The sequence below is a fragment of the Nitrospira moscoviensis genome (assembly GCF_001273775.1).
In the GTDB taxonomy this organism is placed as follows: domain Bacteria; phylum Nitrospirota; class Nitrospiria; order Nitrospirales; family Nitrospiraceae; genus Nitrospira_D; species Nitrospira_D moscoviensis.
The window spans coordinates 3,395,872-3,416,216 of record NZ_CP011801.1 but is presented as its reverse complement, the minus strand read 5'-3'; the positions used below and the strand labels follow the sequence as shown (position 1 = coordinate 3,416,216).

21 protein-coding genes are annotated in these 20,345 nt (G+C 61.8%); 16 read left to right on the top strand and 5 right to left on the bottom strand.

The annotated features are described in order from the left end of the window. Window positions 1–15: 15 nt before the first annotated feature. The 8 genes from NITMOv2_RS16645 to NITMOv2_RS16610 all read left to right on the top strand — a co-directional run bounded on the left by NITMOv2_RS16645 (window position 16) and on the right by NITMOv2_RS16610 (window position 7,949). Window positions 16–828, top strand: coding sequence for a tetratricopeptide repeat protein (locus NITMOv2_RS16645; protein ID WP_053380935.1), 813 nt, complete (start codon window positions 16–18; stop codon window positions 826–828). 25 nt (window positions 829–853) lie between these two features. Next, window positions 854–1,120: a twin-arginine translocase TatA/TatE family subunit gene (gene tatA / locus NITMOv2_RS24735; protein ID WP_053380934.1), complete on the top strand. Its 267-nt coding sequence runs from the start codon at window positions 854–856 to the stop codon at window positions 1,118–1,120. A gap of 29 nt (window positions 1,121–1,149) precedes the next feature. After that, window positions 1,150–2,403, top strand: coding sequence for an NHL domain-containing protein (locus NITMOv2_RS16635; protein WP_053380933.1), 1,254 nt, complete (start codon window positions 1,150–1,152; stop codon window positions 2,401–2,403). A 91-nt stretch (window positions 2,404–2,494) separates the two neighbouring features. Beyond that, window positions 2,495–3,328 (top strand): ethylbenzene dehydrogenase-related protein, encoded by an 834-nt coding sequence (locus NITMOv2_RS16630; protein ID WP_053380932.1) that lies wholly within the window; start codon window positions 2,495–2,497, stop codon window positions 3,326–3,328. A 19-nt stretch (window positions 3,329–3,347) separates the two neighbouring features. Then, entirely contained in the window at window positions 3,348–3,797 is a 450-nt protein-coding gene (locus NITMOv2_RS16625) for a PDZ domain-containing protein (RefSeq protein WP_145976389.1), read from the top strand. Window positions 3,798–3,824: 27 nt separating this feature from the next. Further along, window positions 3,825–5,150 carry a multiheme c-type cytochrome gene (locus tag NITMOv2_RS16620; RefSeq protein WP_053380930.1) on the top strand — a complete coding sequence of 442 codons (1,326 nt, stop codon included), beginning with the start codon at window positions 3,825–3,827 and terminating at the stop codon, window positions 5,148–5,150. Window positions 5,151–5,183: 33 nt separating this feature from the next. After that, the gene (locus NITMOv2_RS16615; protein ID WP_083448135.1) at window positions 5,184–6,482 is read left to right on the top strand and encodes a multiheme c-type cytochrome; all 1,299 of its coding nucleotides are present in this window, start codon (window positions 5,184–5,186) and stop codon (window positions 6,480–6,482) included. A gap of 117 nt (window positions 6,483–6,599) precedes the next feature. Beyond that, complete coding sequence (locus NITMOv2_RS16610) at window positions 6,600–7,949, top strand: flavin monoamine oxidase family protein (RefSeq protein ID WP_053380928.1); 1,350 nt, start codon at window positions 6,600–6,602, stop codon at window positions 7,947–7,949. 10 nt (window positions 7,950–7,959) lie between these two features. On the opposite strand, the gene NITMOv2_RS16605 is transcribed toward NITMOv2_RS16610, so the two are convergent. Continuing rightward, window positions 7,960–8,214 carry a hypothetical protein gene (locus NITMOv2_RS16605; RefSeq protein ID WP_053380927.1) on the bottom strand — a complete coding sequence of 85 codons (255 nt, stop codon included), beginning with the start codon at window positions 8,212–8,214 and terminating at the stop codon, window positions 7,960–7,962. Window positions 8,215–8,490: 276 nt separating this feature from the next. On the opposite strand from NITMOv2_RS16605, the gene NITMOv2_RS16600 reads away from it, so the two are divergent. The 4 genes from NITMOv2_RS16600 to NITMOv2_RS16585 all read left to right on the top strand — a co-directional run bounded on the left by NITMOv2_RS16600 (window position 8,491) and on the right by NITMOv2_RS16585 (window position 14,999). Then, the gene (locus NITMOv2_RS16600; protein WP_083448134.1) at window positions 8,491–10,548 is read left to right on the top strand and encodes a sodium-translocating pyrophosphatase; all 2,058 of its coding nucleotides are present in this window, start codon (window positions 8,491–8,493) and stop codon (window positions 10,546–10,548) included. A 184-nt stretch (window positions 10,549–10,732) separates the two neighbouring features. Further along, entirely contained in the window at window positions 10,733–10,930 is a 198-nt protein-coding gene (locus tag NITMOv2_RS16595; protein WP_053380926.1) for a ubiquitin-like protein Pup, read from the top strand. A gap of 186 nt (window positions 10,931–11,116) precedes the next feature. Continuing rightward, entirely contained in the window at window positions 11,117–12,814 is a 1,698-nt protein-coding gene (recJ, locus tag NITMOv2_RS16590; protein WP_053380925.1) for a single-stranded-DNA-specific exonuclease RecJ, read from the top strand. Window positions 12,815–12,818: 4 nt separating this feature from the next. Further along, a complete protein-coding gene (locus NITMOv2_RS16585; protein WP_053380924.1) occupies window positions 12,819–14,999 on the top strand; it encodes a RelA/SpoT family protein in 2,181 nt (726 codons plus the stop codon). A gap of 18 nt (window positions 15,000–15,017) precedes the next feature. On the opposite strand, the gene NITMOv2_RS16580 is transcribed toward NITMOv2_RS16585, so the two are convergent. After that, window positions 15,018–15,587, bottom strand: a complete 570-nt coding sequence (locus tag NITMOv2_RS16580) for a DUF192 domain-containing protein (protein WP_053380923.1) — start codon at window positions 15,585–15,587, stop codon at window positions 15,018–15,020. A gap of 30 nt (window positions 15,588–15,617) precedes the next feature. Between NITMOv2_RS16580 and NITMOv2_RS24050 the strand changes: the two genes are divergently transcribed. Next, window positions 15,618–15,803 carry a hypothetical protein gene (locus NITMOv2_RS24050; RefSeq protein WP_053380922.1) on the top strand — a complete coding sequence of 62 codons (186 nt, stop codon included), beginning with the start codon at window positions 15,618–15,620 and terminating at the stop codon, window positions 15,801–15,803. Window positions 15,804–15,836: 33 nt separating this feature from the next. After that, entirely contained in the window at window positions 15,837–16,466 is a 630-nt protein-coding gene (locus tag NITMOv2_RS16570; protein WP_083448132.1) for a flavodoxin family protein, read from the top strand. Window positions 16,467–16,495: 29 nt separating this feature from the next. Here NITMOv2_RS16570 and NITMOv2_RS16565 read toward each other — a convergent pair whose 3' ends face one another. Further along, a complete protein-coding gene (locus tag NITMOv2_RS16565; protein ID WP_053380920.1) occupies window positions 16,496–16,696 on the bottom strand; it encodes a (2Fe-2S)-binding protein in 201 nt (66 codons plus the stop codon). Window positions 16,697–16,797: 101 nt separating this feature from the next. Continuing rightward, window positions 16,798–18,609: a M3 family oligoendopeptidase gene (locus tag NITMOv2_RS16560; protein WP_053380919.1), complete on the bottom strand. Its 1,812-nt coding sequence runs from the start codon at window positions 18,607–18,609 to the stop codon at window positions 16,798–16,800. 142 nt (window positions 18,610–18,751) lie between these two features. Between NITMOv2_RS16560 and NITMOv2_RS16555 the strand changes: the two genes are divergently transcribed. Both NITMOv2_RS16555 and NITMOv2_RS16550 read left to right on the top strand, forming a co-directional pair. Next, window positions 18,752–19,081, top strand: a complete 330-nt coding sequence (locus NITMOv2_RS16555; RefSeq protein ID WP_053380918.1) for a hypothetical protein — start codon at window positions 18,752–18,754, stop codon at window positions 19,079–19,081. Between the two features lie 46 nt (window positions 19,082–19,127). Beyond that, entirely contained in the window at window positions 19,128–19,976 is an 849-nt protein-coding gene (locus tag NITMOv2_RS16550) for a hypothetical protein (protein ID WP_053380917.1), read from the top strand. A 3-nt stretch (window positions 19,977–19,979) separates the two neighbouring features. Here the strand turns inward: NITMOv2_RS16550 and NITMOv2_RS16545 are convergent, their stop codons facing one another. After that, window positions 19,980–20,297 (bottom strand): tetratricopeptide repeat protein, encoded by a 318-nt coding sequence (locus NITMOv2_RS16545; RefSeq protein ID WP_053380916.1) that lies wholly within the window; start codon window positions 20,295–20,297, stop codon window positions 19,980–19,982. Window positions 20,298–20,345 lie beyond the last annotated feature (48 nt).

The following is a 20,345-nucleotide window of genomic DNA, read 5'->3' as shown; positions in this document are numbered from 1 at the left end:
TACAGAGGATACCCTATGGACACACAGAAGCCGACATCAGAACCGACTCCCACGGGCGTCGCGACGGATCCGGGCGATCAGCCCCTGTCGCCGGACGAAGAAATCGCCGAAATCGAGAAGCTGCTCGCGACGGAGCCGGACGATTTTCAGGCCCGGTGCCGTCTCGGCGAGCTCTACTTCAGCAAAGGCCGTCTGGACGACGCTTTGGCGGAGGTGAAGAAATCCATCGAGATGGCGGAAGGCCTACGGGCGGAAATGAACCGCTCGCTGGCGATGTATTATTCGAACCTCGGCACGATCTACGCGACGAAGAACATGCCGGACGAGGCGGAAGCCGAGTTCAAACACGCGCTCGAGGTGTTTCCTCACGATGTGCTCGCCCTGTTCAACCTGGGCCGGCTCTATGCGGACAAAAAGAAATACATGGAGGCGAAGAATTATTACGAGCGGCTCGTCGAGATCACGCCCGACGACCCGATCGCCTGGTACAACCTGGCCGGCGTCTACATTGAGCTGGATAATCCGCAGGTATCCGACTACAACACCATCGACATGGGCATTCAGTGCTACCTGCGCACGCTGGAATTGGATCCCAAGCACCTGGAGTCGAGCTTCAAGCTGATGGAAATCGCCTTGAGCCACAAGAAGACCGATTTGGCGATCAAGGTGATGGAAAGCGCCGTCGAGCACAATCCGGACGAGCCGTTGGCCTACTACAATCTCATCAGCGTGTACGACAAGTGCAAAATGTTCGAGCAGGCCGAAGAGGCTCGCAAGCGGTTGAAAGAGCGGTTCGCCAAAAAAGCCAAAGAGAGTGCCGGAACCTGATTTACCCTTCACGAAGGAGCGCATCATGTTTGGGAGTCTCGGGTTTACAGAGCTGATTCTCATCCTCGTCATCGTGTTGATCATCTTCGGCGCGGGGAAGTTGCCGCAGCTCGGAGAGGGATTGGGCAAGGCGATCAAGGGCTTCAAGAAGTCCGTCCATGAGGCGGACCAGATTGAGGCGGAAGCGCAGGCCGCGCAGCAGCAGGCCGCGGCGCCCCAGGCGATCACCGCCGCCCAGGTGCAGGCGGCGCCCGTGGATCAACCGGCGGCCCAGCAGGCCACACGGGCGTAACCGGTTCTTTCGAGCGAGGCACGACGTCCGTGGATACAGAGCTGCAGCTGGCTACCGGCTACATCGAAACCTTCGCCGGAAACGGAAAGGCCCGGAGCACCGGCGACGGGAAGCGCGCGGTCAAGGCCGGTATCCCGTTGCCGCACCACGTCGCGCTCGACAAGGAGGAGCGGTGGCTCTACTTCGCCGAGTCCGGCTCCGACCGCGTGCGGCGGATTAGTCTGCAGGAAGGGACGCTGCATAACTTCGCCGGCATCGGGGAAACCTGTTACAGCGGCGACGACGGCCCCTGCGGCGAAGCCGGGCTGTATCTCCCGCTCGACGTCGCATTCGACTCCCGCAACAATCTCTACATCTGCGATTCCGGCAGTAACCGCATCCGCAAGGTGGACCGGGACACCGGCATCATTACGACTGTGGTGGGCACGGGGCAGCACGGGTTCAACGGCGACGGTCCGGCCCTCGAAGTCAATCTCACCTGGCCCGCCGCGATCGCATTCGATCAAGACGATGTCCTCTACATCGCCGATACACAGGCCCACAAGATCAGGCGCTACGATCCCAAGACGGGCCTCGTGACGACGATCGCCGGGACCTGGACAGCGGAGGACGACGCGCGCGAGCAGCCGCTCGTCGCCCGTAATTTGGTCGTGCTGTCCGGCGACGCCATCGGAATCGATTTCAGCGACGACCACGGGTGGCTCATGCCGGTCTGTTCAGACGGCTTGGATATGTCGATGTATCTCGACGATGGCAAGCCCGCCCTGGACGCGCGCTTGTACGACGTCGTCGGCATCGCCGTGAACAGCAAGGGCGACGTGCACATCGTCGACAAAGGCAGCAACCGGGTCCGCAAAATCGACGCGCGGACCGGCATCATTTCCACGGTCGCCGGCGTCTGCCGCTATGGGTATGACGGCGACGGCAAGCCCGCCGTCCGTGCCATGCTCCATGCGCCTGAAGCGGTGGTCTTCGACCGCGAGGACAATCTCTATGTGTCCGATACCATGAATCACCGGGTTCGAAGAGTGGATGCCGTGACCGGCGTCATCACGACCGTGGCCGGCAACGGCGACAGCGGATACGAAGACAAGAACATGGGCGGCTGCGGGGCGGCGCGTTTCGTGGCGAAGGAAGCGGCGGGGACGCTGAAGCACGGCGACGGCCTGCTCGGCGTCGAGGCCGTGGTGAATTCGCCCGTCGGCCTGGCGTTGGATTCGCAAGGGCATCTCTATATCTGTGAACGTGGGGAAAACAAAATCCGTCGCGTGAAGCTCACTTAATCTCGGCCTCATCGTCTCGTCGTTTGTCGCACGGATTTTGTGGTATTCTGGGCCACTCGGCGGTGTGTCCGGCGGTCCTCGGAATCACTGCATGGTGCGAATGACGAACCTCGGCCGTTCCCGTCCTCTTTTGCTCCTGTTGTTTTCGAGTCTCCTCGCCCTGGCAGGCCTTCTCGGCGCGTGGGGCGTTCCCTTAGTCAGTTCCGAAGGCATGGTGATCCGGTCTCACTGGATCGCAGGGGATTTGCCCACGGCGCCGGACGATCCGGCGTGGAGCAAGGTGGCGCCGATGACGCTCCCGCTCAGCGGGCAGGTCATCACGCGCCCGGTTTGGCCGGAGCCGACGGCGCGAGCCTTGGTCGTCCGGTCCCTCCATAACGGGACCGAGATCGCGTTCCTCCTGGAATGGCAGGACAATACGAAGAACGATCGGCTGACGCCCGGCACGTTCCGGGACGGCGTGGCGATCGGGTTGCCCCTCGGCGATGCGCCGGCGTTCTTCTGTATGGGACAGCTCGACCATTACATCAACATTTGGCACTGGAAGGCCGACTGGCAAAGCGACATCGATCGCCGGGCGGCCCGGCAATCGGAGAAAAAAGAAGGCGGGGTGCGGACGTTCGAAGTGATTCCGCGCCGCATCTCCTCCGTCGAGGATCTCATCGGAGGTGGGTTCAGCACGTTGACCACGAAGGAAAAGCAGGGCCGCGTGCAGGGGAAGGCGTTTTGGAAGGACGGCATCTGGCATGTCGTGATGCGGCGTCCGCTGGCCAGCGAGGAGCAGGAGAACGAAGCCAAGCTGATCCCCGGCCGCGTGCAAACGATTTCGTTCGCCGTGTGGAACGGCGAGAACAAAGAACGCAACGGCCAGAAGGCCGTGGCGCCCTGGTTTCAGCTGTCGATCGATCCGGTGGCAAAAATTTAACGCGGCAAGGGGCGGTCCTTTGCAACGACGCTCAGATCATACAGTCTTTCGCCTGCCTGCATGGGTTCTGTGCCTGTCGGCCGTGGCCCTGCTGGCCGGCTTGGCGCAGGCCGAAGCGCCCAACGGGATGACGGAAGAAGAGGCGGCGCAGTTGGGAGAGGAGTTCGGCATTGTGGTGGGGCCCGTGGACGAAGAAATCCAAAAGGAGCTGAAGCTCCAACGGCCGCAGGGCGTGGCGGTGTTCGAAGTGATCGGCAACTCGCGGGCGGATTACGCCGGCATCAAGGTGCGTTCGGTGATCAAGGAAGTCGACAAGCATGAGATTCGGACCATGGTGGACTTCGGTGTCGCCATTAAGAAGGCGATGAAGGAATGCAATTTTACGGTCGGCACGTACGAACCGGCCGATCCCGGCGATCCGGTCGGCTGGGGTGTCAATTTCCATTTCGTCGGGTGCAAGCGGGACTAGCATGAACTCTGTGACGAGTGACCAGTGATGGGTGATGTGAAAGGCCATAGCCGGTGGTGTCGATCGGGACGCATCACCGTGGCGGTTTGTGTCCTGGTTCTCGTCGGCATCACGGGCGTCTATCGCGGGGGTGCCATCGCGCAGAAAGCGGACGGCCAGGCCCCGTCCCATGATTGGATCGATGAAATCGAAAAGGTTTTTATCCGTTCGGAAGACTGCAAACAGTGCCACGACCGCCACTATGAGGAGTGGAAAGGCGTTCGGGAGCAGACACCTGATTTGAAAACGTTCGGCAGGGTCGACGCGGCGCTCCTGCACGGGACCTCGCTCGAATCGCCGGTCTTTCGCACCGTCTTGGGGGTCTGGATGCAGACCAATCCGACGGCTGAAGAACAGCGCCGGTGCCTGTCCTGCCATGTGCCGTCGACCACGGTGTTCCCGCAGCACGCCGAGAAGATCGCCGCGCAAGTGTTGGCCGGCAAGCCGCAGGTGGAAGGAATCGGCTGCGCCTCCTGCCATTTGATCGGCTCGGTGGAGAAGAACGGCGGTCCCCCCCCGACCTTCAAGCTGCAACCGGGGAATACCCTGTTCGGTCCTTATGCGGACCCTGAGGAAAACCTCGTGCACCAGGCGGCACAATCGGACTTGTATCGCGGCGCGAATTTCTGCGCTTCCTGTCATTTCGACAAAGTCAAAGACGTCACCCAGAAGGATCTTCCGGGGGAGATTCTCCAGGGGACCATCTGCCAGGATTGCCATATGGAGCCCTCGACCGGTAGCTCGACCTCGAAGCGCGGAGCGATGACCAGGGCGATCGGGCGGCACTGGTTTCGCGGCGTCGTGATTCCCGGTACCTTGCTGAAGAATCGCAACTTGCAGGCCGAATGGATGCCGCGTCTCGACATCGAGGTGGGCAAGACGGGCGGCACGGTGGAAGGTACGGCGCTGGTCAAGATCGGCAGCCTGCCCCATAGCTTTCCAGACGGCGATCCGGTGTTGAAACAGTTTTATCTGACGGTCACGGCGAAGGACGCGAAGGGCAAGGTGCTGGCGGAAGAGATCAAGCATTTCGGTTTGCCGTATGACAAGATCCTCCGGGGCCCGATTCCCGATCCGTTCATCAAAGGCGGCCATACACGGAAGGTGCCGTTCAGTCTGACTGTACCGGCCGGCGCGACGGCGGCCACGGTGGAAGCGGTGCTGAGCTACGCGCTGATCCCGACGCCCGAGCCGGCTCTGCGGGACAAGTACTTGGCGACGTTGGCCAGCGACAAGGAACGGGAAGAAGCGAAGAAAATTCTGAGCGAGTACACCCAACCGCGCATGCTCACCTATCGCGCGAAGTCGTTGTAAGGCGTCTCCGCCCCGGCGCGCCGGGGCGGGCGGGTGAGACAGGGCAAACGGCGCGTCGGCGCGCCGGGGCGGGCGGGTAAGAAGAAAGGACCTCACTTGGGGCAGCGCATCTTCTTGGCGATCGTTGGAACGGCGGCTCTCGGGCTGGGCGTCAGCTTGCTTGCATTGGTGGACACGGAGCCCACCCTCGCGCAGGGCGCCAATTCTCAGGCCGTGATCGAGAAGGCCTTTCCCAACTCCAACAAATGCAAACGCTGCCACGAGCGGGTCTTTGAGGAATGGGAAACCTCGCCCCTCTCCCGGTCGATCCATTCACCGGCCTTTCGGGCCTCTCTCGACGCGTATCTGAACTTTTCCGGCGGGAAGGATAAGGCGCTCTGTTTTCGATGCCATGCCCCCCATGTGCGGGAGTTCCCGGATCACGCCCAATTGTTCGTGGATCAGGCCAAGGCCGGAGATCCGTCCTTGGACGGGGTCGCCTGCTCCCAATGCCATCTGATCAAGCAGGTGGATCGGTCCAAGCATCCGCCCGAGCCGAAGTATGAGCTCGGCAGCAAGACCCTGTACGGACCCTACAAAGACTTCGTCCAGAATCTGGCGCATCAGTCGATGGAACTGGGGCTATTCCAGAAGTCCGACCTCTGTCTGAATTGTCACCAGTCGGTTCCGACGGCGGGGAATCTCGGCAAGGCGAACGATCTGTTGGGCAGCTGGGATCAGAGCCTGGCGGTCAAGTCCGGCAAGGAATGCCAGAGTTGCCATATGCCCGAGCAGGTGGCCGAGTCGGCCAACGGGGAGAAAAAGCGCAAGGTGGCGAACCACACCTTCCCCGGCCGGATCGGTAAACTGCGCCAGGAGGCGGCGAAGCTCGACGTGCAGACGAAGATCGAAGGGGACAAGACGACCGTCACGGTGAAGGTCCAGAGCCTCGTTCCGCACAACCTACCGACCACCCACCCGGCTTGGGCCAGTGTGGTGTTGGAGCTCGACATCAAAGGCAAGAACCTCAGGACAGTGTTCTCGGATAAGCGGGTCTACGGTCGGGTCTATGCGAATGCCAAAGGCGACAAGACGGTCTTTGATTTCGAGGCGACGAAGGTGTTGGAAGACACAGTCCTGAAGCCGGAAGAAACCAGGGTGGAAACCTTCACCTTCCCCACCCCGAAAGATACGAAGACCTTCGATGTCGAAGTCACGCTCAATTATGCTCCCATCAGCGGGCCCCCCTCGTTCCTGCAGCGCGTCGAGGCGGAGTCTTCCAAGGGATCGCAAGATCCGGTTTTCCAGCCCATCGAGATCGTCAAACGGGTGGAGAACATTCCGGTCAAATAGAACCCGCCTCTATCGTTAAGTCTCCTAGAGTATCAATTACTTGCGTGACTAGGGTTACCGACCGTGGTCGGCCTGGCTTGGGCGGGGCTAAGCTTTTGTCCAATTGCGAGCCTTTGTATGAAGCGGCGGGTCCTCGGCAAGACCAGGGTCATCATCGTCGGAGCCGGCTTGGCGGGTCTCACGGCTGCCGTGAGACTGCGGCAGGACGGGGCCAGGATCACCGTGGTAGAGGCCAGGGACCGAGTCGGCGGGCGAGTCCTGACCATGCGGGGAGCGTTCGCCGAGGCTCAGCATGCGGAAGCGGGCGGCGACTTTATCGATGAAGGCCAGCATGAGATCAGGAGGTTGGCGGCCGAGCAAGGACTGAACCTTCGGCCGATTCTCCGTCAGGGCTTCGCCTTCGTTCCCTACCAAGGAGCTGCCAGGCGCCGTCGCCACACGCTCTCCGGTGAGGAGGCATGGGACACACTGGCCCGCGCACTCTGTCCGCTGGTCGATGCCTATCGGGTCGCGGACAAGCGCTGGGATAGTCCGGTGACCGTTCGGCTCGCCCGCCAATCGGTGGCTCGGTGGCTGGATGAGGTGAAGGCCGGTGACGACATGCGGGCCGTCGTTCGCAGCCTGCGGGGATTTTTCCTCGCCGATCCCGAAGATCTCGCCTTATTGGCCCTTGTCGATCAGCTCGCCTCCGATGTGCCGGGGCAGCAAGCCATGTATCGGATCGACGGAGGCAACGACCGGCTCGCGCAAACCCTGGCCGGACATATTGCCGAGGATCTGCACTTACGAACCGTCGCACGGGCCGTGCGCCAGGATCGCACGTCGGTTCGGGTCGTCGTGGAAACGCCCGAGGGCGAACGGGGATCTCTGCGAGGGAACTATGCGATCTTTGCCGTGCCGGCGACGGCGCTGAAAGCCATCCGCATGACGCCCGCCTTGCCGGCGCCGCAATCCCGTGCGATCCACAGTCTGAAGTACGGGCGGGTGACCAAGGCGCTGCTGCAATTCGACCGGTCCTTCTGGAGAAAAAAAGGGAAACCGCGGGCGTTCGGCACGGATGCGCCGACCGGCGCTGTCTGGGACGCCAACGAAGAGCAGCGCGGCCGCGCCGGAATTCTGACGCTCATGGCCGGCGGGCAAGCGAGCGAGGACACTCAGAAGATCGTCGCCCAGCAAGGCGTCGAAGGGTTGGTGGGTCAGCTCGATTGGCTGGGCGTCCGGTCCGCCACATTACTCCATAGCCGGCTGATCACATGGGAAGACGATCCCTGGGCCCAGGGAGGCTACGCCTATTTCGATCCGGGGTTCGATCCGAGCCTGCGCGATTGGCTGGCCCGCCCCCATGGACGGGTGCTCTTCGCCGGCGAGCACACGAGCATCAACTGGCAGGGCTACATGAACGGCGCGGTGGAAAGCGGCCTCCGGGCGGCGGCGGAAGTCTCAGCGCTCATGAGGAGTGAACAGTGAAGAGCGAGGGTCACTCGTACACGATGCGGGAGCCCGGAGATTTCATCTTGAAGATCTGCAGGGCGTTGTAGATGCCTTTAGCCGGGTGGTTGAGAATGAGGCGGGAATTGGTAATGTGTGTGTCCAGCAGCTCGTATTGGCCGCCGCTATAATACAAGTCACAATCGTCGATCTGGCAGTTTTTGTAGACGTGATTGTCGAGCGCCAGCTTTGCTTTGCTGAACGTCTGGCCGTCCACCACGATGTAGTTCGGTTCCAGTCCCATCACAGATCCTCAGCCGCGGACTATAGCAAAGACTCCTGAGCGCGGCAAATCCAAAGCGAGCGACAGGACGCGGCTGGTCGGTCCGGCGCCGTCCTTTTTCAGCTTGATCCGCACCCCTCACCTGTATAGAATGGCCCAACTTTTCGGCCAGTTAGCCGCGTCACGACTGCACCACCCTGCGGTTTCCCCCTCTGATTTTCGTACTTTTGATGGGTTGAAGCCAAGGGGAACCGTGTGACATACGAGAGGCTCGTTTAACCACCAGGAGGGTATCCCGTGAGCGATTCAGCGATTGTGATCTTTGCGTTGATTGCGGCGGTGGCCGGCATCGGTTACGGCCTCTATCTCGCGATGTGGGTGTTCAAACTCGATGCCGGCAACGCGAAGATGCAGGAAATTGCCAAGGCGATCCAGGAAGGCGCCGGCGCCTACATGAACCGCCAGTACAAGACGGTGGGCGTCGTGGCGGCGGTGCTGTTCGTCATCCTGGCCGGAGCCGGGGCCATCTCGGACAAGTTCGGCCTGCTTACGGCGGTGGGCTTTCTGGTGGGCGCCGGCGCGTCGGCGATTGCCGGGTACGTCGGCATGATCATCGCCGTCCGGGCGAACGTGCGAACCGCGCAGGCGGCGCATAACGGCATGAACGCGGCGTTGACGGTAGCCTTTCGGGGAGGTGCCGTGACGGGTCTTTTGTTGATCGGCCTGGGACTTCTGGCCATCACCGGGTTCTACACCATCGCCCAGACGATTGCCGGACAGGAGAAGGCGATCCATGCGTTGCTCAGCCTGGGATTCGGCGGCAGCCTGATCTCGGTGTTCGCGCGCGTGGGCGGAGGCATCTATACGAAAGCGGCGGACGTCGGCGCCGACCTGGTGGGCAAGGTGGAAGCCGGCATTCCGGAGGACGATCCCCGCAATCCGGCGGTCATCGCCGACAACGTGGGCGACAACGTCGGCGACTGCGCCGGCATGGCGGCCGACCTGTTCGAAACTTACGCAGTCACCACCGTGGCGGCGATGGTGCTGGCCTTTACGATGTTCAAGGGGGCGACCGCGCCGATTCTCTACCCGCTGGCCCTGGGTGGTGTCACGATCTTCGCGACCATCATCGGGATCCTGTTCGTGAAGGTCAGCCCTGGGGGCGACATCATGCCGGCTCTCTACAAAGGCCTTTTCGTGGCCGGCGGCATTGCGGCCGTCGCCTTCTTGCCCATCACCAATATGATCATGGAAGGGGTCGGCGGTGTGAGCGGGCTGAATTATTATCTCGCGGCCCTGATCGGATTGGCTGTGACCTTGGCGCTGGTCTTCATCACCGACTACTACACATCCAAGAGCTATGCGCCGGTGAAAGGCATCGCCAAGGCCAGCGAGACCGGGCACGCCACCAACATCATCGCGGGACTGGCGGTGGGCATGCAGGCGACGGCGGCTCCGGTGGTCGTGATCGCGGCGGCTATCCTGACGAGCTTTTGGATCACCGGCGGCGCGGCCTCCGGCGGTTTGTACGGCGTCGCGGTGGCGGCCGTGTCGATGCTCTCGATGGCCGGCATCGTGGTGGCGATCGATGCCTTCGGGCCGATCACGGACAACGCGGGCGGCATCGCCGAAATGTCGCATTTGGGAAAAGAAGTGCGGAACATCACCGATCCATTGGATGCGGTGGGCAACACGACCAAGGCGGTGACGAAGGGCTATGCGATCGGGTCGGCCGGCTTGGCCGCCGTGGTGCTGTTCGCCGAATATTCCCGGGAAGTGGCGGCGCACAATCCGGCGTTGGCGGCGTTCGAGTTGGCCGATCCGAAGGTATTGGTCGGCTTGTTCTTGGGCGGCATGCTGCCGTTTCTCTTCGGCGCGCTCTGCATGAAAGCCGTCGGCGAAGCGGGCGGCCTGGTCGTGGAAGAAGTCCGCCGGCAGTTCCGCACGATCAAGGGCATCATGGAGGGAACCGGGAAGCCGGAATACGGCACCTGCGTGGACATCGTCACGCAAGCCGCGATTCAAAAGATGATGATTCCCGGCCTGATCCCCGTCGTGTCGCCCCTGCTCGTGGGGTGGGTGTTGGGGCCGCAGGCGCTCGGCGGCGTGCTGGTCGGCAGTATCGTGACCGGCTTGTTTGTCGCGATCTCGATGACCAGCGGCGGAGGCGCGTGGGACAACGCCAAGAAATACATCGAGGAGCAAGGCAAGAAGGGCTCCGACACGCACAAGGCGGCGGTGACCGGTGACACGGTCGGCGATCCTTATAAGGACACGGCGGGACCGGCGGTCAATCCGATGATCAAGGTGATCAATATCGTCGCGCTGCTCATCGTGTCGCTGATCGTGAGGTAGCACAGGCGCGACGAGCGAGACACGCGAGACTGGACGGATCTTTCCGGCCGGCCCGCGCGTTCTCGCACGTCGCGCTTCGTGTTTCGACGCTCGGCTTGACGGCTTCGCGAGCGCTGGAGTAAGGTGACTCTAGGCGTCGTGATCGGTCCACGAGAGTTTCCCACGCATCATGGGAGGTGCTCGAATGGAGAAACAGGAACGCAAGCAGGAAGCGAAGCGCGAGCCGCAAGCGAAGGAAGAGGTCAAGGCGAACCCTAAGGTCGTCGAGGCCGGAAAGAAAATCAAGGAAGACATCGACAAGCTCGTGGACGAAATCGACGATGTCCTCGAGAAGAACGCCGAAGAATTCGTGAAGAACTATGTGCAGAAGGGAGGGGAATAGCGAGCTCCGGTTCGCGTTCCCCTGTTCGTTTCTCCCGCCTTCATCCTCGTTCATTGCAGTGATCCGTTGAGTCTCTCCCCATGTTCGGAGTTTGACAAAGCCCCGTCGACTCATTACCATTCGGCATCATTCCTGTGTAATCCCGACGATTTAGGTTCCGGCGCGCAGGCCCTTGAGGAGGCACGGATGAAGTCTAAGCTCTGGGTCTTTCGCCCGATTGATCCCGTCCAACGCGGCGCCTTGGCGCAAGCCCTGTCGATCTCATCCGCCACGGCATCCCTTCTGCTCGGGCGAGGGGTCACGACTATCGATGAAGCGACGGCCTGGCTGTCGCCGGTCCGAGCGCACGACCCGTTTCTCATTCCGGACATGGATCGGGCGGTGGACCGCCTTCGTCAAGCCATGCAAAAAGGCGAACGGGTGTGTTTTTACGGAGACTATGATGTGGACGGGATGTCGGCCACCGGCATTTACCTCTCGTTTTTCCGCGGGCTCGGCGCCGAGGTGCAGGCCTACGTCCCGCACCGCCTGCGGGAAGGGTATGGGTTGAACGAGGGCGCCATCCGCACCTTGGCGGCGGACGGCGTCTCGTTGCTCGTCACGTCGGATTGCGGCACGACCTCTCATCGGGAGATCGCGCTCGCGAACGAACTCGGGATGGATGTCCTCGTCACGGACCATCACCAGAGCGATGAATACATGCCGCCCGCGCTGGCGGTGATGAATCCGCACCGGCGGGACGCGCGGTATCCCTTTCGCGGGCTCTGTTCGGGCGGGCTGGCCTACAAGGTCGCCCAGGCCTATGAAATAAAATACGGTCGAGGTGGAGTCCCGCTCGACTCGCTCATGGATCTCGTCGCGCTCGCGACGGTCGCCGACGTGGTGCCGTTGCAGGATGAAAATCGGCTGTTCGTGCGGGAGGGGCTCGCGCTCCTCTCGCGCGGCGCGCGCTGCGGTATCCGGGCCTTAAAGCAAGTGGCCGGCATCACGCGGGAATGCACGGCCGAGACGATCGCCTTCAAGCTGGGCCCGCGGCTGAATGCCGCGGGACGGTTGGACGAGGCGATCAAAGGCGTGCAACTGTTGACGACCGAGTCGGAGGCGGAGGCGAAGCGGCTGGCGGAGGATCTCGAACAGTTGAATCGAGCGCGGCAGGAGATGGAAGCCGGCATCATGCAGGAAGCGGTCGCTCAGGTCGAATCACGCGCGTTGCCGAGCGGTATCGTGTTGTCTTCCCGCGGCTGGCATCTGGGCGTGGTGGGTATCGTCGCGGCCCGCATCATGGAGCGGTACCATCGGCCCGCGATCGTGATCGCCGTCTCGGAAGACGGGATCGGAAAGGGGTCGGCCCGGACTGTACCGGGTTTCGACCTGTATCGGGCGCTCACGGCTTGCCGGGACCTGCTGCTGGCCTTCGGCGGCCATCCCAGCGCGGCCGGCGTCACGATCCAGGGGTCACGGATCCCGGAATTCGCCGAGCGGTTTGCCGCCGTGGCGGAGACCTGGGCGCGGGAAACTCACAGCGTGCCCACCCTGCACGTGGATTCGGAAGTCACCCTGGACGAGATCACGCTGCAGTTGATCCAGGAGATCGGCACGCTGCATCCATTCGGTGCCGGCAACCCCGAGCCGACCTTCGCCGTCCGGCGCTTGGACATTCTGAACGCCCGGGTCGTCGGTGAGAAGCACTTGAAAATGACGGTCCGTCAGGGACGGTCGCTGCCGTTTGATAGTATAGGGTTCGGCATGAGATCGCTGGAAGATCGGGGATTGTCCGTGAAGAGCCCCGTGGACGTCGCCTTTACGCCGGAGCTCAACCACTGGAACGGCTACGATCGAATCCAGCTTCGCATTCGCGACGTGAGACCGGCGGGGTACGAGTAGCAGCATGGTGTACGAAACCGTCACAGACATCGAGCAACTGCTCGGCCGGATCAAGACCTACCAACCCGAGGCCGATCTCGGCCTGGTGCGCAAGGCCTATGAGTTCTCGGCCAAGGCCCATGAGGGCCAAACCCGCCGGTCCGGGGAGCCCTACGTCAAACATCCGGTGGCGGTGGCGGGGGTGCTGACCTCGCTCAAGACCGACGTGACGGCGGTGGTGGCGGGCTTGCTGCACGATACCCTGGAAGATACGGTGGCGACCGCCGATGAGCTCGAGCGGGAGTTCGGGAAGGAAGTCGTCCATCTGGTCGACGGCGTGACGAAAATCGGGAAGATCACCTTCAAGAGCTCCGAGGAAAAACAAGCCGAAAATTTCCGCAAGATGGTCCTCTCGATGGCGGACGATATCCGCGTCGTGATCATCAAATTGGCCGATCGGCTGCACAACATGCGGACGCTGGAGCATCTGAACGAAACGAAGCGGCAGGAAATCGCCCAGGAAACGCTGGAGATCTACGCGCCGCTCGCCAATCGCATCGGCATCGGGTGGGTGAAGAACGAACTCGAAGACCTCTGTCTGAAGCACCTCAAACCCGATGTCTATGAAACCCTCCGTGTGCGGGTCGCCAAGCGGGACGAAGACCGGCAGCAATACATTCAAGAAGTCAGCTCGTTGGTCGAAAAGGCCATGGCTGAGGCCGGCTTGCCGGGAAAAGTCTACGGCCGGCCCAAGCATCTCTACGGCATCTATCAGAAGATGAACAAGCAGTCGATTTCCTTCGAGGAGGTGTACGACCTGACGGCGCTCCGGATCATCACCGACACGAAGATGAACTGCTACGCGCTGTTGGGCGTGATCCATTCGCTCTGGCGGCCGGTTCCCGGCCGGTTCAAGGACTATATCGCCATCCCGAAATCGAACTTGTACCAGTCGCTGCACACCACCGTCGTCGGACCCAAAGGGGAGCATGTGGAATTCCAGATCCGCACGGAAGACATGCACCGGGTCGCCGAATACGGCATCGCCGCCCATTGGAAATACAAAGAGCAGGGACGGATCGAGGACAAGGACAGCAAGACGTTCGGCTGGCTCCGGCAATTCATCGAATGGCAGCAGGACCTGCCGGACAACCGGCAGTTCATGGATTCGGTCAAGCTGGAGCTGTTCCACGACGTCGTCTATGTCTTCACGCCGAAAGGCACTGTGAAGGAGCTGCCGAAAGGCTCCACGCCGGTGGATTTTGCCTATGCCATCCATACCGAAGTCGGCGACCACTGTGTCGGCGCGAAGGTCAACGGCAAGATCGTGCCGCTGAAGCACCAGCTGACAAGCGGCGACACGGTGGAGATTCTCACCTCGCCGAACCAGACTCCCCACAAGGATTGGCTCAAATTCGTCCGCACCTCGCGGGCCAAGACCAAGATCAAACATTGGATCAAAGCGGAAGAGCAGAAGCGCAGCGTCGAAATCGGACGGCGTCTGCTGGAATCCGAGCTGCGCCGCCATGGGCTCGCGCCGGCCCAGGTGTTGAAATCGGATCAACTGTTGGAGGTCGCCAAGCAGGCGGGATTCGATTCACCGGACGAGCTGGCCGCCGCCGTCGGGTTCGGCCATGTCGCCACGGCTCAGATCGTCGGCAAGCTCGTGGCCCCGTCGCCGGGCGGCACCTCCGCGCCGGCGGAACCTTCGGTGCCGGCCAAGGTGCCGAGCGCGAAAACCGATGAAAAAGGCGTGCGGGTCAAAGGGGCGCGGGATCTTCTCATGCAGCTGTCCCGCTGCTGCAACCCCGTTCCGGGCGATCGGATCATCGGCTACATCACGAGAGGACGCGGCCTGACGATCCATGCCGTCGACTGTCCGAATCTGGAAGCGTTGGATTACGACCGCGCAAGATTGGTGGAGGTGGAGTGGGACACGGCCACGCCCAGCCAGCATGCGGTGAAGATCGCCGTGATCGCCGTCGACAAGACGGGAGTCCTCGCCAACGTGTCCTCCGCCATCGCGGAATGTCATGCCAATATCAGCCGCGCGGAGATCATGACCCGCGAGGACCGCAAGGCGGAGCTGGACTTTGTCATCGAGATCGCCGACACGGGTCACCTCAACCGCGTGCTCAAGGCCGTGGAGCGCGTCGACGGCGTGATTACCGCGCGGCGGATCCGATCCTGGCAGGAAAAGTCGTAATGGGCGTGGAGCGGCCGCTCAGTTAGGGACGGCGAACTGCAGCTTCGATCCCTTCTCGATCTTGTACCCGTCCACCGTACCGCCCGCGATTTCCAACACGAACATGGCGTCGTCGTTCGGCCGGTATTGCGGGCAGCTGTCGTCCGTCCTCGTGCAGATGGGGACGTTCCGCTCGATGTAGATCACCCGCTTCTTGCCGTCCAACCAGATCAGGTCCAACGGAATCTTCGTGTTCTTCATCCAGAAGGTCCAGGCCTGCGGTTCGCTGAAGACGAACAGCATGCCGTGATCTTTCTTCAGCTGCTCGCGGTACATCAGACCGGTCGCCCGCTTCTGCGGGGTATCGGCGATTTCCGCCTGGATCGTCACGCCGGACGGAGTTTGGATCGGGATGAGCCGTGAATCGGCAATCCGCCGGGCGGGCTCGCCGAACGCCGCTCCCTGCAGGAAGAGGCCGGCCAAGCCGGCGAGCAGAATCATGCGCATGGCGGCATCGTAGCGAGCCGCATCGCACCGAGTCAAGGAATCGGCCGTCCCGGCCGTGCCGTGTCGGGCCGCACCTTGCAATCCCGCCGGTTGCTGTGCCATCCTCCTGCTGGTTGCCGACGGAGGACCTGCATGCAAGAGAAACGTCGCGTGTTGTACAAGAAGGGCGTCTTTGTCTGCCCGAAATGCCGCCAGTCCTACGTGCAGGAAAAGTGGATGGAGGAATGGCGGATTCGATGCCACCGCTGTGACTACCGCGGGACCTTGACGGAAGTGTCGGTCGAAGAGCATCTGGAAGAAGAAACGTTCCGGCGCTGATCGCAGTCCCGAGTCGTTCGTTCCGATTTATCCATGCCGATAAGGCGTCTCTTCTCTCAGGTGACGGTCTGGTCCTGCCTCCTGTTCGCCGTTCTTGTGCTGGCTTCGTTCCTTCCCCATCCATCGGGCGCGGAAGATGACCGATCGGGCATCAAGGTGCTCGTCGCCTACCATTCCTTATCCGGCAACACCAAGCAGATGGCGGAGGCGGTGGCCGAGGGGGTCAAAAGCGTTGCGGGCGCCGAGGTGCTGCTGAAACCAGTGGGGCAGGTGACCGCCGATGAGCTGTTTTCCTCGGATGCCCTGATCGTGGGGTCGCCGGTCTACTGGTCGAACATGTCGGGGGAGGTGAAGACTTTCTTCGATAATTGGCAGTTCAAATTCGGCGTGTTCCCCGAGTTCAAAATGAAGAACAAGGTCGGCGCGGCGTTCGCCACAGGCGGACAGGTTTCAAGCGGCAAGGAAGTGACGATGCTCACCATTCTCGCCGCGATGCTGGGGAATCAGATGATCGTCGTCAGCGCCGGCGGGGCTTTCGGAGCGTCCGCCACCACCGAGGGCGACAGCCCCGGCATCGACAAGAAAGAACTGGCCGACGCCAAGGCTCTGGGCCGGCGCGTGGCCGAAATCACCGCGCTTCTCCACCCGCACTCTTCTCGCTGAATCCTACCGGAAGCGTGGTCTGCGAACCGTTACCGTTCCGCCGTGCAGGGCTCGGAGGCTCCTTGAACGGCGATGTCGACCAGCTGATGGATGTTCTTCGCGCAACGGCCGCAGCAGCCGTTCTGTTTGAGGCGGAATTTCGACTTGAGTTGGCAAGGAGTGAGGCAGCCGGCGCGGCCTGCCTCGCGAACATCCGATTCCGTGATTCCGTTGCACAGACAGACGTACATGGAATGTCCTTGTGAACGATTATGAGAAGCATTCTCAGTATGCCTCAACAGGCGGAACCTGTCAAGCCCCCTTGCATAAGAATCGTTAGGCCCCGGGAGGCTCAAGAAAGGGTGGCTTCCAACTGCCCCACCATTTCCTCGATTTGGTCGAATCCCGACTGCCAAAAGGGTTCGGAAGTCATATCGACTCCCACTCTGGCAAGGATGTCACGGGGCGCCTGAGACCCGCCGGTGGCGAGCAGATCGAGGTACTTCGGCACGAAATCCGCACCCTGATCCTTGTACATGCGATAGAGCGCCAGCACGAGCAGATTGCCGAAGCTGTAGGCATAGCAATAGAACGGGCTGGCGTAGATGTGGGGAATCGTAAGCCATTCCCACCGGAACTCGTCCGGCACTGTGACCGCCCTGCCGAATTGCTGCCGGAGCTCGCCGATGTAGGCCTGGGCCAGCTGGTCGCCCGTCGCCCCCTCGGCGATCATCTGATGCGCGAGTTTTTCAAAGCGCACGAAGTAGGCCTGGCGCAGAACCGTTGCATAGATGTCGTCCAACTGGCTCAACAGGAGCCCCTGGCGGACGGATGTGTTTCGTTCCTGGGACATCAGGGCATCGGACAGAATCCGCTCGCCGAAGACCGACGCCGTCTCGGCGAGGGGCAGCGTCGAGTGGAAGGTGAAGATGGAATGGTCCTTCGCCATCATCCCATGCACTGCATGGCCCAGCTCATGGGCCATCGTGGCGATGTCGCGCGCTTCGCCCGTGTAGTTCAACATGACGTAGGGCGTCAACCCGGGGACGACGCTGTAGCAATAGGCGCCGCCAAGCTTGCCGGGGCGGGTGGGGGCGTCGATGTGCCGATCCGTGAAAACTTGTTCGGCCAGGCCGGCCAGGTGTGGAGAGAAGCCGCGGTAGGCCTCCAGGACCATCTTCACCGCGTCGGCGTAGCGGTACTTCTTCGCTTCTGTCCGATGCGGCGCGTAGAGATGATAGCGGCTCATCGTCGCGATCTTGCAGATCTTCGCCTTCAGTGTGAAATAGCGCTGAAAGATCCCCGCGTTCTTGGCGCAGACCGCCAAGAGGACGTCCACCGCCCGGTCCGGGATGTCATTCCCCAAATTTCGGCTGGCGATCGGAGAAGAAAAATGCCGCAGCCCGAGCTGTTCCGATTTCCAATCATTGACGAGGGTCTTGTAGATTTCTCCCAGGACGTCCCGCTGAGCCGAGAACACCCGATACAGCTCCCGATAAGCCGCCTGCCGAATCGAAGGCCGTTGATGGCGCACATAGGCCATCAGTCCTTCTCGGTTCATCGTCCGCTTCGTGCCGCCCACCCGCAGCGTGAATGTGAACCCGTTGGTGATCACGTCGTACAACGTATGGACGGCGCTACGACCGGTGACGTTTTTGACATTGATGATCTTTTCCTCCGGCTCGGTCAGCGTGTGCGGCTTGAATCGCCGGATCGTCTCCAGGTGATAGCGCAGATCGCCGGCCGTCCCCATGAGGCGCTCGGCATTCGCCTCGTCGACGCTCTGCCACCACAGCTCGAAGAAGAGCAGGCGGTTATTGAGCGCCGTCAGTCGTTCTTCGACCCGGGTTTTGAACGACCGCGCCTCAGGGTTTTTGGTGTCTTCCGAAAACCACAAATAGGCGAACGCGCCCAGCCGCGCAGAGCCCCGCGCGACGGCTTCGCTGAGCTTCAACAACGCCATCAATCGGTCATCGGACATGGAAGGAGAGAGCTCCGGCCGGGCCGCTTCAATCTGCGCGATGGCGGATTCCAATTCGGCGAGATGGGAGTCCAGCCGTTTCACCGGATCTTCGACCAGATCCGCCAAGTTCCAGCGGTCCGGGATTGTGACGCGAGCGCGACGGGACGGAGCGGCGGTTCGGGTGCGAAGTTGACGGGCCATTCTCATATCTCCTTCTTCACGGGCGGAACGATGATCGATCATACCATCCTCCGCCTGCGGGGCGGATGAGAAAAGGCGGCGGCCTTCGCCGGGTTCGTTCGTTGACAGCGCCTTGGACGGATGTGACAATTCTGGCAGGACGATGACCGATCAAGAGCTCAATCGCGCCATTCAATATGTCACGGCCAGCACCTCTTACGCCCGCGAAACGGTCGGCGACATCCTGAAGACCGGTCTCGGCGAATTGACGGAGCTCGCGGCTCAGTCTACGCGCCAGTTCGAGCGCGACGCGCTGTTGGAATATGTCTCACAGTGGACTATCAGGCGCACGGGGCAACCGGAGCCTCTGGTCCGCGAAGTGCTCGGCTGTGCGGGCCGATGGCTGGATGAAGTCTATGAGGAACTGAACGCCGCGCCGCCTGCCGGTGAGGAGTCGTCTTCCGGCGAAGATGAAGGCGCAGAGCCGGTCTAGTACTAAAACATTCGTGAGAATAACGGTTCACGAGTAACGACCCTCCATGGCCCGCTGGCGACCACGACGGACGCTGAAACTGCACGCCCATCTTCGAGAAGGGCACGGAGTCCCCGCGCTGTCCCTGAAGCGCCGGCCTGACAAGATCCTCTCCCGTCAGCTTGAAGACCGATGGACGGCGCTCCATCGCCATTGCGCCGATCAATCCAGCCATGTGCGGCTGGGGCGGCTCATCCATCGGCTGGCGCATGACGATCCCGGCGTGCGGGAATCGGCGCTCGCCGAGCTGGAACTGGCGACCCACCTGATCAGAGCCGGCGTCCGCGTGACGTTTTTGCCGGAGTCTCAGGCCCGGACGGCGGACTTGGAGTGCCATCTGGGGCGCGACCGGTTGTTTGTCGAGGTGACGGCCATGGTGGGTTCGGCCGAGCGCCGGCGCCTGCCGCTGCGCGGCATCATCAAAGACGATGACCAGGGCGCGGAAGAAGATCGCGGCGTGATTCTGATCCATCGCGTATTGGCGCGCATCCAGCAGAAGGCGAAGCAGCTGTCGGACTACTGCGATCCGGTGCTGCTCCACATTTCCATTCCGCGCGCCGACCTGCGGAGCGGCACGACTGGCCGCCGCGAGGAGATCTGGCTGGACTTGAAAGCCCTCTCAGGGGCGGTCACGGTCTTGCTGACCAGACTGCGCCATCTGAGCGCCGTGCTGATTTCGCTGTGGGACGTCCATCCGCTTCCGTCCAAGGCCGGAACGAGACTGGCGAACGTCGACGTGATTGAGCGGAGCAAGCAGGAGCGGGCTCAGCCGCGGGTGCGTATGCTCGTCCGGAATCCTGCTGCCGCCGCGGTCTTGAATGAGCGGCAGCAGGATACGCTTCGCAGCCTGTTGTAAGGGTCAGGCAGGCAGGGTTCCCTTTAACATCTCAAGGTTCTTGGTCACCATCGCATCGCCGTTTTTCTTGGAGACCTCGATTCCTTGGTCGGAGACTTGCCGGCATTCTTCCAGACGGCCGAGTTTGTGGAGCGATTGTGCCCATGCGTAGTAGGCGGCTGAATAGGTCGGCTTGACCGTCACGCATTGCCGCAGGGCGTTCGCGGCTTCCTCGAAATGGCCGTCTTCCATATAAGCTTTCCCCAGGCCGAACCAGGCGACCTCGTCATTCGGATCCACCGCGAGGACTTTCTTAAGCGGTTCGATTCTCGGATTCGGCATCGCATCCTCCTCTTCGTCTCGGAGGACGATAGCAGCGCCGAGCGCTCA

Excerpts from the sequence above, each read along its gene's own strand:
- NITMOv2_RS16645 (WP_053380935.1), top strand. The coding sequence starts at position 16 with ATGGACACACAGAAGCCGACATCAGAACCGACTCCCACGGGCGTCGCG.
- NITMOv2_RS16580 (WP_053380923.1), bottom strand. The coding sequence starts at position 15,587 with ATGGCACAGCAACCGGCGGGATTGCAAGGTGCGGCCCGACACGGCACG.
- NITMOv2_RS16630 (WP_053380932.1), top strand. The coding sequence starts at position 2,495 with ATGGTGCGAATGACGAACCTCGGCCGTTCCCGTCCTCTTTTGCTCCTG.
- NITMOv2_RS16585 (WP_053380924.1), top strand. The coding sequence starts at position 12,819 with ATGGTGTACGAAACCGTCACAGACATCGAGCAACTGCTCGGCCGGATC.
- NITMOv2_RS16555 (WP_053380918.1), top strand. The coding sequence starts at position 18,752 with ATGACCGATCAAGAGCTCAATCGCGCCATTCAATATGTCACGGCCAGC.
- tatA (WP_053380934.1), top strand. The coding sequence starts at position 854 with ATGTTTGGGAGTCTCGGGTTTACAGAGCTGATTCTCATCCTCGTCATC.
- recJ (WP_053380925.1), top strand. The coding sequence starts at position 11,117 with ATGAAGTCTAAGCTCTGGGTCTTTCGCCCGATTGATCCCGTCCAACGC.
- NITMOv2_RS16610 (WP_053380928.1), top strand. The coding sequence starts at position 6,600 with ATGAAGCGGCGGGTCCTCGGCAAGACCAGGGTCATCATCGTCGGAGCC.
- NITMOv2_RS16570 (WP_083448132.1), top strand. The coding sequence starts at position 15,837 with ATGCCGATAAGGCGTCTCTTCTCTCAGGTGACGGTCTGGTCCTGCCTC.
- NITMOv2_RS24050 (WP_053380922.1), top strand. The coding sequence starts at position 15,618 with ATGCAAGAGAAACGTCGCGTGTTGTACAAGAAGGGCGTCTTTGTCTGC.
- NITMOv2_RS16545 (WP_053380916.1), bottom strand. The coding sequence starts at position 20,297 with ATGCCGAATCCGAGAATCGAACCGCTTAAGAAAGTCCTCGCGGTGGAT.
- NITMOv2_RS16565 (WP_053380920.1), bottom strand. The coding sequence starts at position 16,696 with ATGTACGTCTGTCTGTGCAACGGAATCACGGAATCGGATGTTCGCGAG.
- NITMOv2_RS16550 (WP_053380917.1), top strand. The coding sequence starts at position 19,128 with ATGGCCCGCTGGCGACCACGACGGACGCTGAAACTGCACGCCCATCTT.
- NITMOv2_RS16560 (WP_053380919.1), bottom strand. The coding sequence starts at position 18,609 with ATGGCCCGTCAACTTCGCACCCGAACCGCCGCTCCGTCCCGTCGCGCT.
- NITMOv2_RS16595 (WP_053380926.1), top strand. The coding sequence starts at position 10,733 with ATGGAGAAACAGGAACGCAAGCAGGAAGCGAAGCGCGAGCCGCAAGCG.
- NITMOv2_RS16620 (WP_053380930.1), top strand. The coding sequence starts at position 3,825 with ATGGGTGATGTGAAAGGCCATAGCCGGTGGTGTCGATCGGGACGCATC.
- NITMOv2_RS16605 (WP_053380927.1), bottom strand. The coding sequence starts at position 8,214 with ATGGGACTGGAACCGAACTACATCGTGGTGGACGGCCAGACGTTCAGC.